The organism is Streptomyces sp. PKU-EA00015, from assembly GCF_013387495.1.
GTDB lineage: Bacteria > Actinomycetota > Actinomycetes > Streptomycetales > Streptomycetaceae > Streptomyces.
Genome location: NZ_JABZEE010000070.1, coordinates 1 through 13,471, shown reverse-complemented (window position 1 = coordinate 13,471; position 13,471 = coordinate 1). Strand labels below are relative to the sequence as shown.

The window sequence follows — 13,471 nt, the reverse complement described above, 5'->3', positions numbered from 1 at the left end:
GCTGGTGATGGAGAGCACGCTGGAGAGCTCGCGGACCGCCCCCCACGGCGGCCGGCCGTCCGGCCCGGGACCGCGGATCGGCATCCTCGTGGTGGCGTACAACGCCGAGACCACGCTGGAGAAGACGCTCGACCGCATCCCGAAGGACTTCCGGTCCCGCATCGCCGAGATCCTCATCCTCGACGACGCGAGCAGCGACGAGACGTTCACGGCGGGCTGCCGCTGGTCGCAGCTGCGGGGCATGCCGCCGACCGTCGTCATGCGGCACACCAAGAACCTCGGCTACGGCGGCAACCAGAAGGCGGGCTACGCCCTGGCCGCCGAACGCGGACTCGACATCGTCGTCCTGCTGCACGGCGACGGCCAGTACGCCCCCGAGCTGCTGCCCGAGATGGTCGCCCCCATCGAACGCGGCGAGTGCGAGGCGGTGTTCGGCTCGCGCATGATGAACCCGGGCAGCGCGCTCAAGGGCGGTATGCCGTTCTACAAGTGGCTCGGCAACCGCGTCCTCACCCGCTTCGAGAACGCGCTGCTCGGTTCCCGGCTCAGCGAGTTCCACTCCGGGTACCGCGCCTACAGCGTCGCCGCACTGCGCCGGCTGCCCATCGACCGCAACACCGACGCCTTCGACTTCGACACCCAGATCGTCGTCCAGCTGATCCACGCGGGCATGCGGATCCGGGAGATCCCCATCCCCACCTACTACGGCGACGAGATCTGCTACGTCAACGGCATGCGCTACGCCAAGGACGTGGTGAAGGACGTGCTCGAGTACCGGCTCGCGCTCAAGGGCTTCGGCACCTGCCCGTGGATCCCCAAGCCCGTCGAGTACGCCTTCAAGGAGGGCGACGGCTCCTCGCACTCGGCGATCCTGCGGCTCATGCGCACGATGCCGCCCGGCCGCGTCCTCGACGTCGGCTGCTCCGGCGGCCTGTTCGCCGAGCGCCTGGAGGCCCTCGGCCACACCGTCACCGGCCTGGACTTCGTCGAGGTGCCGGGCGTACGCGAGCGCTGCACCGACTTCGTCCTCGCCGACCTGGAGGAGGGCCTGCCGCCGGACATCGCCGCCGACTACGACTACGTGATCGCCGCAGACGTCATCGAGCACCTCTCCCGGCCCGAACGCGTCCTGTCCGACCTGCGGGACGTCCTGCGCCCCGGCGGCCGTCTCCTGCTCTCCGTACCGAACTTCAGCCACTGGTACGCACGGCTGCGCGTCGTCCTCGGGGTGTTCGGATACGACCGGCGCGGCATCCTCGACGAGACGCATCTGCGTTTCTTCACCCGTGCCAGCCTGCGCCGCACGGTGCGGGCGGCCGGCTACGACGAACTGCGGCTCGCCGCCACCGGGGCGCCGTTCTGGTCCGTGCTCGGCGGCGGACCCGTGGCGAAGGTCCTGGGCGGGGCGTCCCGGCTGCTGACCCGTGTGCGGCCGACACTCTTCGGCTACCAGTACGTCGCAGTGCTCACCCCGCATGCGGCGCAGACGATCATCGCCGGGGAGCACGTCGATGTCCAAGACATTCTCAACCGCCAGTACGTCCCCGCCGAGCAGGCCGACCGCGTGGGTGCCACGACCTGAGCCGAAGCCCCGTCCCCCGCGCCGGAGGAAGATCTTGACGCTGTCCAGCCTGTTGCTGCTGCTCTTCGCGGTGTTCTCGTCGGCGGGCGGCCAGATCATGCTCAAGCACGGCATGCGGTCCGCCGCCGCTGCCGCCCAGCACGGCGGCGGCTCGCTGGTGATGCGGGCCGCCACGACCCCGTGGGTCGTCATCGGACTGGTCGTCTTCGCCGTCTCCGCGGTGGCGTGGATGTCGACGCTGGCCCGCGTGCCGCTGAACATCGCGTACCCCTTCAACGCCCTGGGATACCTGCTGATCGTCCTCGCGAGCTCCACCGTGCTGCACGAGCGGACGTCGCTGTGGACCTGGGGCGGCTCGCTGATGGTGGTGGCGGGGCTTGTCACGGTGATGGCGGGCCAGCAGTGATGGCGGGCCGGCAGTGAGACGGGCGGCTCGGGCGAGGGCCGAGCCGCCCGTCGGCTCAGACCGCCGTCCCGGCCGGTGCCTCGCTCTGCTCGGCCGCCGCCTGCCGCGGCAGCGCCACCGCGCCCCGCTCCTCGGGCGGCGTCACCGGAAGCAGTTCGCGTTCCCCCAGCAGCACGTGGCGCACCACGCGCTCGGCCGCCCGGCCGTCGTCGAGCGCGCAGAAGCGGGCCCGGAAGGCCGCACGCAGCCCGGCGTTCGCCGCGCTGTTCCAGGTGCCGTCCGTGAAGACGCGGATCAGCTCGTCGGTGCTGCGGGTCACCGCTCCGGGGGTGTCTCCCGGGGCTCCCGACAGCAGGTCGAAGCAGACGCCCCGCACCGCGCGGTAGATCTCCCAGTCGGGGGCGTGCACCACGATGGGCCGGTCCAGGTTGGCGTAGTCGAACATCACGGAGGAGTAGTCCGTGACCAGCGCGTCCGCCGCCAGGCACAGCTCCTCGGTGCTCGGATGGCCGGAGACGTCCATGATGCCCGAGTATGCGCCGAGTCCGCTGCCGTCGTGGAAGTAGTGGGCCCGGATCATGAGCACCGTGTCCTCGCCCAGCTCCCGCGCGATCCGGGCGAGGTCGAGCCGGCAGGTGTAGCCGCGCTCGTGGTCGCGGAAGGTCGGCGCGTACAGGACGGCGCGCTGTTCGGGGCCGATGCCCAGCGAGGCGCGTACGGCGGCGACCTGCTCGGGCGTGGCGTTCACGAGGACGTCGTTGCGGGGGTAGCCGGTCTCCAGGTGGCGCACGGCGCTCGGGTAGGCGCTCGTCCATGCCTCGGTGGAGTGCGGGTTGGCCGACAGACTGACGTCCCAGCGGTCGACGCGGTGCAGCAGATCAGGGAAGTTGAGGCCCTGCGCGGCCGCCGGGTACTGGTACTGGCCCACGCCCATCACCTTCAGCGGCGTGCCGTGATGGGTCATCACATGGATCTGACCGCGGCGCTTCACCACATGGTTCGGGAAGTTGACGTTGCTGATGAAGTACGTGGCGCGGGCCATGACCGCCCAGTAGCGGCGCGAGCCCGGCACGACGTGGTCCACGCCGGGCGGGAGGGAGGCGGCCGCCTTCTTCGACACCACCCACACCCCGTGGACGTCAGGGGCCAGCTCGGCGGCCTTGTGGTAGATCGCCGCGGGGTTGCAGCTCATGCCGCGGTTCCAGTACGCGCTGTACACGGCGAGCCGGGGGTCCAGCGGGCGCAGCCGGTGGAGCCGGTACAGCACGGGGAGCACCCTGCGTGCCAGCCGGGACCGGGCCCCGGACGCCGCGGCCCGCAGCCCGCGCCGCACGGTGAGCGCCGCGTCGAGCCCGCGCAGCGCGGCCGTCCGGCCGCCGGCGAGGAGACGCAGCCGCAGCGAGGCGAGGCCGCCGGGCGGCCGGTACCCGCGGGGCCGGTACTGCCGGTGGAAGGCGGCCACGGCCCGCACGTACGCGCGCCGGCGGCGTGAGACCTCCGCGTACGTCTCCAGCAGGTGATGCGAGGCCAGCTGGAACAGCGGGGCGTGCACCCCTGCGAAACGCGGCGTGCCGCGCAGGGCGTCGAACAGGTCGCAGAACTGCTCGACCACGTCGTGCGGCGCAACCCGTTCCGCGGGGTCGTCGAGCCCGGGGACGTACCGCCGCCGGCGGTGCTCGACGCAGGGCACGGGCAGCGCGGCGACGGTCTCCGCCGTCGCGAGCGTGCCGAGCGCGTACATCCGGTCCCCGTACGGGCCGGGGGCGAAGGGCACCTGGCCGCTCTCGTGGAAGTCGCGGCGGACCGCGCGGTTCCAGCAGACGGCCGCGACCCCGAGCAGTTCCGGGCGGTCGGCGAGCGTGCACAGGTCGGTGTCGCCCATCTCCGTCAGCAGGCGCAGCGAACGGCTCGGCAGCGGCAGTCCCCGGAACGGCCTGCGGACATGCCCGAACAGCAGCACGTCAGGGTCCTTCGCCGTCTCCAGCCGGTCCGCGATCAGCTGGAGCGCGCCGGGCAGCAGGACGTGGGAGCCCTCCAGGAACAGCAGGTAGTCGCCCGTCGCGCGCTCGGCGCCCGCCGTGCGGCGGCCGTCCGAGCCCGCCGGTTCGGCGAGGTGCACGGCGCGCACGCGGGGGTCACGGGCGGCGATCTCGTCGAGCAACTGCCCCGAGCCGTCCGGTGATCCGTCGGCGACCCCGATGATCTCGACATCGGCGAACGACTGCGCCAGCACCGATTCCAGGCACTCGCGCAGGCTTCCGCGCACTCCACGGACAGGGACGACGATGCTCAGGCGGGGCATGAAGACTCTTTCTCGTACGGGTCACAGGGGGCGGACGGAGAGCGGGGCGCCGGGGGCGGGCCGTGGGCAGGGCAGCTGCGGCACGGTCCCGGCCGGCGGGACCGGGATCCGTTCGGCCGGCGGGACGAAGGCGGGCAGGCCTCCGGTCTCGTTCAGGAAGACCCGCCGCACGACACGCTCCGCCGCGTGGCCGTCGTCGTACGGGCAGAACCGCTCCCGGAACGCGGCCCGCAGCTGGGCCGAGCGCGAGCCGCGCCAGTGGCCCGTGGTGAAGATGTCGATCAGCTCCTCCTCGGTGCGGGCCACCGCGCCGGGCGGGCAGGTGCGCACGTCGAAGTAGGTGCCGCGGGCCGCCTGGTAGGCGTCCCAGTCGGAGGTGTGCAGCACGATGGGGCGGTCCAGGCCCGCGTAGTCGAACATCAGGGACGAGTAGTCGGTGACGAGGGCGTCCGAGGCGAGCGCCAGGGACTCGACGCTCGGATGGCCGGAGACGTCCACGACCCGGTGAGTTGCTCCGAACGCGCCGCCGTCGGCGAGGTAGTGGGCGCGGGCGAGCACCACGAAGCGGTCGCCGAGCGCGTTCGCGAGCCGCGCCGGGTCCAGGGGCGGCCGCTGGGTGCGGCGGTAGTCGCGATGGGTGGGCGCGTACAGGATCGCGGTGCGGCCCTCCGGGACGCCCAGCGCGGCGCGCAGCCGGGCCACGTCGGCGGGCGTGGCCTTGTGGAAGACGTCGTTGCGGGGGTAGCCGTACTCGAGGACGGTGCGGACCGCGGGGTACGCGCGCTCCCACACGAGCGTCGAATGCCGGTTGGCGGACAGGGAGTAGTCCCACTTGTCGGCGTTCGCGAGCAGCTGCGCGAAGTCCATGTCACGCGCCGCGGCCGGGTGTTCGCGAAGATCGATGCCCATCGTCTTCAGCGGGGTGCCGTGGTGGGTCTGGAGCATGATCTGACCGGGGCGCTTGACCATCCGGCGGTCGAAGTTCACGTTGTTGACCAGGTACTTGGCGCGGGCGAGCGCCGACCAGTGGGCGAACGAACCCGGCCGCAGCCGCCGTGTCGCCGCCGGAATCGTGTGCTGGTGGGCGGGGTCAGCGATCCAGGCGGTGCGGATGTGCGGTGCGAGTTCGCGGACCTTCTCCTCGATCGCGGCCGGATTGCACGCGTAGCCGCGGTTCCAGTACGCGGAGAACACGGCCAGGTCCTTGCGGACGGGCAGCCTCAGCTGGATGCGGTAGTGCACCCGCACCGCGGCGGCGTGCAGCACCCGGCGGCCGGAGCCCGCGACGTGGCGGGCCCGTGCGCGCAGCAAGTCCGTCGTCCACAGCAGGCGGTAGACGCGGTGGCAGCCGTGCCGCATCAGCACGTGCCGAAGCCGCCCGCGCAGCGAGGGGCGCGCCCCCGGCGCACGGTGGCGGGCGCAGTGCGCGCGGGCGCGGCGGAAGAACTCGGAGCGGCTGCCGCGGGGCAGCCGGCCGCGGGTGGTGGCGAGCGTGGAGAAGTGGTCGACCATGCGGCAGAACAGGGCGGCCCGCCAGTGCGCGAGCTCCGGCCGCGCGTCGAGGAACGCGAAGACGCGGTCGTACTGGTCGAAGATGTCGAAGTGCTTGCGGCTCGTGGTGGCGAGGATGTTGCCGCCCTCCCGGCGCTGGCGGTAGTGCACGCACACCCGGTCCAGAGTGGCGACGGTGGACGCCGCCAGCAGCGCCGGATACGTGAACGGGGTGTCCTCGTAGTAGCCCGGCGGGAAGGCGAGCCCCTCGCGCTCGACGAACTCCCGCCGGTACGCCTTGTTCCAGACCACCATCAGCAGTTTCAGCAGCCCGGGCCGGTCCTCCAGACGGAACGTCGCCGGTTCCCGCTCGCTCAGCAGCGCGGCGAACCTGTTTCGCGTGATCTCACCGGTCCAGTAGGTGCGGGCGTAGTCGTAGACCAGGACGTCGGGCTCGTCCGTGTGCTCGAGCCGGTCGGCGATCGCCTGGAGCGCGCCGGGTACGAGGGTGTCGTCACTGTCCAGGAAGATCACGTACTCGCCGCACGCGCGGGCGAGTCCGGCGTTGCGTGCACCGCCCAGGCCCGCGTTCTCCGGCAGGTGCACGGCCCGCACGCGCGGGTCGCGCGCCGCGACCTCGTCGATGATCGCACCGCAGGAGTCCGGCGAGCAGTCGTCGACGGCGATCAGTTCGAGGTCGTCGAAGCTCTGACTCAGCACCGACTCAAGGCATTCATGCAGGTACGCCTGGACCTTGAACGCGGGCACGATGACGCTGAACCGGGGCACGGCACATCCATGGGTCGGCGCGGGCAGATGGCCCGAAAACGGCCAATGGGGTGACTTGGTTACGCCGCACGTGGCATACGGGGGACGAACGCGTGAAGGCGGCCCGGTTACGGGGAACCGGGCCGCCTCCTGTGCACGAGGGTCACTTGACGGCGCCCGCCATGACACCCGAGACGAACTGCCGCTGGAAGGCGAAGAACACGACCAACGGGATGATCATCGACACGAACGCGCCGGGCGCGAGCACGTCGATGTTGTTGCCGAACTGCCGTACCTGGCGCTGGAGCGCGACCGTGATCGGCGCGGACTCGGAGTCCGCGAAGATCAGCGCGACCAGCATGTCGTTCCACACCCACAGGAACTGGAAGATGCCGAGCGAGGCGATCGCCGGTCCGCCCAGCGGCATCACGACCCGGGTGAACAGGCGGATCTCGCCCGCTCCGTCGAGCCGGGCCGCCTCCAGCAGCTCCCGGGGGATCTCCGCGAAGAAGTTGCGCAGCAGGAAGATCGCGAAGGGCAGGCCGAAGGCGACGTGGAAGAGGATCACGCCGATCGTCGTCTCGAAGATGCCGATGAGACCGAAGAGTTCGGACACCGGAACGAGCGCGACCTGTACGGGGACGACGAGGAGCCCGACGACGACCATGAACCACCAGTCGCGGCCCGGGAACTCCATCCACGCGAAGGCGTATCCGGCGAGCGCACCGATCACCACGACGAGCACGGTGGCCGGGACGGTGATCACGACGGTGGAGACGAGGGAGCCGGTGATCGCCTCGTTCTCCAGGAGGCGGGAGTAGTTCTCGGTGGTGAGCTGGGCGGGTGCGGTCAGCACCTCCCACCAGCCGCTCGCGGCGATGTCACCGGGACTGCGGAGGGAGGAGAGCAGCAGACCGACGGTCGGCATCAGCCAGAACAGGGCGGCGAGGACGAGGAAGACGCGCATCACGCCACCGCCGGTGCGGGCGGCGATGCGGGTGGCGAGGGACTGCTTCGCCTTGACGGGCGCAGCGCTCGTGCCGGCCGCGCCGGTGCTGCTCATGGTGCTCATCGCCCGGCCTCCTTCCGCATCCGCCGGATGTTGCTGTGCTTGCCCGGGGGGCGACCCCCGGACCCCCGGCAGGGGCCGGGTGCGGTGCGGCGCGTGTTCATCGCCCGGCCTCCTTCCGCATCCGCCGGATGTTGAAGAACATCACCGGCAGCACCAGCAGGAGCAGCAGGACCGCGATCGCGCTGCCGAGGCCGAGGTTCGCGTCCGTGCCGAACGACGAGCGGTACAGCTGGAGCGCGAGCACGTTCGCGTCGTCCTGCGAGGAGCCCGGCGCGATGATGAACACCAGGTCGAAGATCTTCAGCACGTTGATCATCAGCGTCACCAGCACCACCGCGAGCACGGGCGCCAGCAGCGGCACGGTCACCCTGCGGAAGACCTGCCACTCGTTCGCGCCGTCCACGCGGGCCGCCTCCAGCAGTTCGCGCGGCACACTCGCCAGTCCCGCCGCGATCAGGACCATCGCGAAGCCGGCCCACATCCACACGTAGCTGCCGATGATCGCCGGGGTGACGAGACTCGGACCCAGCCAGTTCACGCCGTTGTACGGCTCGCGGAAGTTCTCCGCGGGCAGCCGCAGCAGCGCGCCCTCCGCCGAGACGGGCAGGGAGAACCGCCCGTCCGCCCCGGCCCGCGCCTCCGCGACGACCTTGCCGTCCTTGACCGCCTCCACCTTGATGCCCTTGAGCCCGAGTTCCCTGGCGTCGACGACGTTCGGCTTTCCGCCGCCGCCCCGGGTGAAGTCCAGCCACGCCGTGCCGCTGATCCCGTCACCGCCGGCCTCCGGTGCCTTCGCGGGCTCCGCGTCCGACGGCATCTTCGCGGGCGCCACCCCGACCAGCGGCAACTGGACGGGTTTTCCGGCCGAGACCGGCTCCTTCGTGACGAACGAACCGCCGCCGCCCGCCTTCAGCGGATGCGCGGGCAGCGGATGCGCCTTGGGGAAGCCCGCGGACTCGTTGAACGTGTCGTGCACGCCCACCCAGACCGCGTTGGCGACCCCGCGCTCCGGGTCCTGCTCGTACACCAGCCGGAAGATGATGCCCGCGGCGAGCATCGAGATCGCCATCGGCATGAAGACGATCAGCTTGAACGCCGTGCCCCAGCGGATCCGCTCCGTGAGCACGGCGAAGATCAGGCCGAGCGCGGTGGAGACGGTCGGCGCCACGACCACCCAGATCGCGTTGTTCTTGACGGCGGTCAGGATGGTGTCGTCGGTGAAGATCTCCCGGTAGTTCCCCAGCCCGGCGAAACCGCTGCCGGCCTGATCGAAGAACGACCGGTAGAGCGAGTACCCGATCGGGTAGACCACGAGCGCGCCCAGCAGCACGAGCGAGGGCAGCAGGAAGCCCGCCGCCACGACTTTACGTGTGCCTGTCACGCTCTTGCGTGTACCGGCGGGGGGCGCCGGACGGGCCGGCCCCCCCGCTGTCGCGGCCGTCACGGCTTCAGTCCTGGTACGCCTTGGCCGCGTCGGACTCCAGCCGCTGCTGGGTGCCCGCGATGTCCTTCGGGTTCTTCAGGAAGTCCTGGAGCGCCTTCCACTCGCCCTTGCCGGGCGTGCCGCCGAACGACTGCGGCATCTGGTCCGACATGTCGAAGCGGAAGTCGTCGCCCGCGGCGATCAGCGCCTTGGCGATGTCGCGCTGCACGTCGTTCGGGTACGCGGCCACGTCGAGGGACTTGTTCGGCGAGATGAAGCCGCCCGCCGCCGCCGAGATCGCCGCCGCGTCGGGCGAGGCGAGGAACGTCAGCAGCGCCTGTGCGCCCTTGCTGTCCTTGAGCGCCACGGCCGCGTCGCCGCCGGTCACCACGGGCGCCTCCGCACCGACCGCGGGGAAGGGGAACACCTTCGCGTCGCCGCCGATCTCCGCGTCCGTCTGCGCGATGTTGACGGTGACGAAGTCGCCCTCGAAGACCATCGCGGCCTTGGGCTGGTCACCGCCGCTGAACGTCTGCGTGACGGAGGCGGGGAACTCGGTCTGGAGCGCGCCGTCCGCGCCGCCCGCGATCAGGGACGGCTTTCCCCACAGCTGCGCGAGCGTGGTGAGCGCGTCCTTCACGGACGGGTCGGTCCACTTGATCTCGTGTTTGGCGAGCTGGTCGTACTTCTCCGGTCCGGCCTGGGAGAGGTAGACGTTCTCGAACCAGTCGGTGAGGGTCCAGCCGTCCGCGCCCGCGATCGAGACCGGCGTGACACCGGACGCGGAGATCGTCTCCGCCGTCGAGAGGAAGTCCTTCCACGTCTTCGGCGCGCCGGCGCCCGCGTTCTCGAAGACCGCGTTGTTGTACCAGATCAGGGACTTGTTGGCGGCCTTGTAGTAGACGCCGTACTGGGTGCCGTCCACCGCTCCGAGGTCCTGCCAGCCCTTCGAGTAGTTCTTCGCGAGCTGGGCTTTCGCCTCGGGCCCGACGGGCTTGGCCCACTTGCGCTGCACGGCCTGCTGGATCGCGCCGACCTGCGGCAGCATCGCCACGTCCGGGGGACTGCCGCCCGCGATCTTCGTACCGAGGAAGTTGACGATCGGGTCCTGGGCGGGGACGAAGGTGACCTTCGCGCCCGTGCGCTTCTCGAACTCGTCCAGGACCTTGGTGAAGTTCTCCTGCTCCGGTCCGCTCCAGACGGCCGCGACCTGGATGTTCTCGCCGTCCAGCTTGGGCAGTTGGACGGTCGTCGTCGGCTTCGTGGTCTCGTCGCCCTTCGGCCGGCCGGCGTCGCTGTCGCCGCCGCATCCGGTGAGGGCGAGCGCGCCGATGGCGGCGAACGCCACCGCGGCCCTGCTCGTACGAAGAGTTGTGCGCATTGCTGCCCCGTCTCTCCTGTGCGCTGCTGTCCCGTGACAGCAGGTCTACGCCCGAGCTGCGGGTGTCGCAATACCGCCTCCGGCGACAAGCGGCCTTTCGTGATGGCCTTGTGACGCGATGTCAGGCGGATGGCCCCACGGCCCGCCGCGCCCACGAGCGGATCAGGGATGCGCCGGGATGAGGGGCGGGACGGGACCGGCGTTGACCGACTGCGCGGCCCGTTGCAGAGCGCTTGCGAGCAGCGCCAGATCGGTCGGTCCGTTGCCCAGCTCGCGGACGGGACGGCGGGCCGGCGGGTCGCCCATCCGCTCCCACTCCAGCGGGACGACCGTGGGACGCAGGGTCGCCGTCCTCGGTATGCGGCCCGTGACGCGGCCGCTCTGGAACGGGGTCACCCGGCCGTCCGGATGCCCCAGCCTGCCCCGGCCGGGCGCCGGGTCGTCCGGACCCGGCGAGGCGGGCGGCGCCTGCAGCACCACGCGCAGCCGGGCCCCCTCCGCCAGGTGCGTGTCGGCAGTCCGGTCCGGACGCGAGGATGTCGCCACGAGATGCACTCCGAGCCGCCCGCCGTCCCGGGCGACCGCATCCAGGGCCCGCACGACCGAACCGGCCGCCGGCCGGCCCGGGCTGCCGAGCGCCGGGGCCACCAGCGCGTCGAAGTCGTCGACCAGCACCACGAGGCGCGGCAGCGGGTCCGGCTCCTGGCTCTGCGTACGCCCGCCGGGGCGCAGCCGCAGGGTGCCGGACGCGGGCGAGTCCAGATCGCCGCGCTGCTCGGCGGGGCTGGGGCCGCGCTGGCCGACCATGCGGCCGGCGACCTCACGCCGCGCCTGCCACTCGGCGAAGCCGACACCGTCCAGGAGCTCCGCGCGACGCTTGAGCTCGGCTCCCAGTGCCTGCGCGAACACCCGCATCCGCACCGGATCGCTCGCCACCAGGTGCTCGGTGACGTGCGGCAGCTCCGTGCACGCGGCCAGGCCCTCACCGCGCTCGCCGCCCGCGCCGTCGACCAGGAGCAGACCGAGCCGGTCAGGGCGGCCGGCGGCGGCCAGGGACGCGGCGGCCGCGCGCAGCAACTCGGTGCGGCCGCTGCCCGCGGGGCCCTCGATCAGCAGGTGCGGGCCCTCTTCGGCGAGGTCCACGGCGAGCGGGCCGCGCGGTCCCGAGCCGAGGACCACCGTGCCGTCGCCCGCCGAGGCCCAGCGCGCCATCAGCGAGGCGGGCGTGGCCCGGGCGAGCCCCAGCTCGTCCAGCAGCCGGGCCGACTGCGGCAGCGTCGCGACCCGGCCCGGGTGCATCGGAGCACCCTCGGCGCGCAGGGGCGCGAGCGCGCGCCCGAAACGCTCCGCCCACGCCGGTGACACCGCGTCCACCGCACCGACCGTGCCGTGGCCCGCGGGCCGCCCACCGGCCACCCGCATCAGCCGCAGCGCGGTCGCCACGTCACCGCTGAGCATCGCGACGGCGCCGCACTCCCGGAAGGCGAGCGACGCCGCGCACGCGGACTCGTACGTCGCCGCCACGGGAGAGAGAGGGGAGGCGGCCGGGGTCTCGGCCAGACAGATCAGGTGGATCCCGGCGGCCGGGCCCGCGCCCGCGAGCCGCGCGGTGGTCTCGCGCAGCGCGGCGGACCCGGGGTCGCCGTCGACGATCACGACCGTACGCGGGCCGGTGTGCCGGTCGGCGGCGTCCGCCACGGCCCGGCGGTCGGCGCTCGGCCAGCCCTGGCCGAGCGGCCCATCGTCCAGCCTGCGCGTCAGCTCGGCGGTGCGGGCGGTGGCCTGGTCGCGGTCGTAGGCGAGCAGGAGACGGCAGTCCTGGCCGTGCGCGGGACGCAGATGCGGCAGCCAGCCCAGCCATGCCCATTCGCTGCGCCGCTCCTCCAGGGTCCGGGAGCGGTCCGTGCTGATCAGCACGAACTCCAGATCGGAGGGGGAGTGCAGCGCGGCGAGCTGCGCCACGGCGGAGCGGGCGAGTCCGGCCAGGCGCGCCCGCGGACCGGCCAGCCCGAGCGAGCCCGCCTCGCGCAGCGCGACGGTCACCGGTACGGAGGGCAGCTCGGCGCGGTCGGTCGTGCCGAGCCGGATGACGAGGGACTCGGGGTGCTCGGGACCGCGCTCCCACAGCCGGGGGCCGGGACCGAGCGCGGTCAGCAGTACGGCGGCGGGGTCGGGCCACGCCTCGACGGCGGGCGGGCCCGTGGTGAGGTCAGGGCCGGCCGCCTCGTGCGGCTCGGGCAGGCGCGCGTCGCGGCCGCCGGCGAGCCGCCGCGCCCAGGCGCCGATGCCGCGGCGCCGGGCGGTCGGCCCCGCGGGGGCCCGACCGCGGACCGGCTCCCCGCCGGACACGTCGAGCGCCCGCCCGTGGGTGTCGCCGCCGCCGGGGGCGTACTGAGCGGGCACGCGGAGCCTCTCGGCGTCGGCCCGATACGTCTGTGACGACCCCGACCGGTCGGCCCGCTGGCGCTGCCCCTCGCGGGCCACGGTGTCCGGCCCGTCGCCGCCATCGCCGTACCGCCCGGCGCCGTCACGGCCGCGCCCGTACACATCGGCCGGATCGGACCGGTTGCCCGGGTGACCGCCCGGGCCGTGGGCGAGGCCCGCGCCTCCGGTGCCCGTCGGCTCGCGCCACACGTTGCCGTGCTCGTACGGGTCGGCCGACTCGGCCGGGGGCGTGTCGGTGCGCCCCACGCCCTCGACGCCGCCGTGTCCGTACGCCTCGGCGGGCCGGGCCCACCGGGGCCGGCGCACGCCGCTGTCCTGTGCCCCTGCGCTCTCCGGGCCGGGCCCGCCCGGCCCCGCCGGTCGGGGCCACCCGTCCCGGCCGCCGCCGGTGGCGGGCGCATCCGCGCGGCCCGTACTCCCGCGGCCGGTGCCGGCCTGACCGTATGTGCCCGCCGGCCGCCTGGCGTCCGTGCTCTGCGCGTCTGCGTGCCCTGCCCCCTCGGCACCCGCCGGTCCCGGCCGGCCGTCCCGCCCGCCGCCACCGCCGTGGGCGGCCGGCGGTTCCCGCCAGGCGTCACCGCGTCCGGCGGGCCTTTGGTCC

Annotated in this window: 8 protein-coding genes; 2 read left to right on the top strand and 6 right to left on the bottom strand. The window is 73.0% G+C overall.

The window, feature by feature from the left end; all coding sequences use genetic code 11:
- Positions 1–7: 7 nt before the first annotated feature.
- Both HW130_RS31825 and HW130_RS31820 read left to right on the top strand, forming a co-directional pair.
- Positions 8–1,582, top strand: coding sequence for a bifunctional glycosyltransferase/class I SAM-dependent methyltransferase (locus HW130_RS31825; protein ID WP_177153240.1), 1,575 nt, complete (start codon positions 8–10; stop codon positions 1,580–1,582).
- Positions 1,583–1,616: 34 nt separating this feature from the next.
- Complete coding sequence (locus tag HW130_RS31820; RefSeq protein WP_256356472.1) at positions 1,617–1,988, top strand: hypothetical protein; 372 nt, start codon at positions 1,617–1,619, stop codon at positions 1,986–1,988.
- A gap of 55 nt (positions 1,989–2,043) precedes the next feature.
- On the opposite strand, the gene HW130_RS31815 is transcribed toward HW130_RS31820, so the two are convergent.
- From HW130_RS31815 to HW130_RS31790, 6 genes are all read right to left on the bottom strand, one after another.
- A complete protein-coding gene (locus HW130_RS31815) occupies positions 2,044–4,290 on the bottom strand; it encodes a bifunctional glycosyltransferase family 2 protein/CDP-glycerol:glycerophosphate glycerophosphotransferase (RefSeq protein ID WP_177153239.1) in 2,247 nt (748 codons plus the stop codon).
- A 21-nt stretch (positions 4,291–4,311) separates the two neighbouring features.
- Positions 4,312–6,570 (bottom strand): bifunctional glycosyltransferase family 2 protein/CDP-glycerol:glycerophosphate glycerophosphotransferase, encoded by a 2,259-nt coding sequence (locus HW130_RS31810; protein ID WP_177153238.1) that lies wholly within the window; start codon positions 6,568–6,570, stop codon positions 4,312–4,314.
- Positions 6,571–6,712: 142 nt separating this feature from the next.
- On the bottom strand, positions 6,713–7,621 hold the full coding sequence (locus HW130_RS31805; protein ID WP_375256606.1) for a carbohydrate ABC transporter permease: 909 nt from the start codon (positions 7,619–7,621) through the stop codon (positions 6,713–6,715).
- Positions 7,622–7,718: 97 nt separating this feature from the next.
- Positions 7,719–9,065, bottom strand: a complete 1,347-nt coding sequence (locus HW130_RS31800) for a carbohydrate ABC transporter permease (protein WP_177153237.1) — start codon at positions 9,063–9,065, stop codon at positions 7,719–7,721.
- A 4-nt stretch (positions 9,066–9,069) separates the two neighbouring features.
- Positions 9,070–10,425, bottom strand: a complete 1,356-nt coding sequence (locus HW130_RS31795; protein ID WP_177153236.1) for an ABC transporter substrate-binding protein — start codon at positions 10,423–10,425, stop codon at positions 9,070–9,072.
- 162 nt (positions 10,426–10,587) lie between these two features.
- Positions 10,588–13,471, bottom strand: a 2,884-nt coding sequence (locus HW130_RS31790; protein ID WP_256356471.1) for an FtsK/SpoIIIE domain-containing protein, incomplete at its 5' end; no start/stop codon positions are given.

Excerpts from the sequence above, each read along its gene's own strand:
- HW130_RS31825 (WP_177153240.1), top strand. The coding sequence starts at position 8 with ATGGAGAGCACGCTGGAGAGCTCGCGGACCGCCCCCCACGGCGGCCGG.
- HW130_RS31815 (WP_177153239.1), bottom strand. The coding sequence starts at position 4,290 with ATGCCCCGCCTGAGCATCGTCGTCCCTGTCCGTGGAGTGCGCGGAAGC.
- HW130_RS31805 (WP_375256606.1), bottom strand. The coding sequence starts at position 7,621 with ATGAGCACCATGAGCAGCACCGGCGCGGCCGGCACGAGCGCTGCGCCC.
- HW130_RS31795 (WP_177153236.1), bottom strand. The coding sequence starts at position 10,425 with ATGCGCACAACTCTTCGTACGAGCAGGGCCGCGGTGGCGTTCGCCGCC.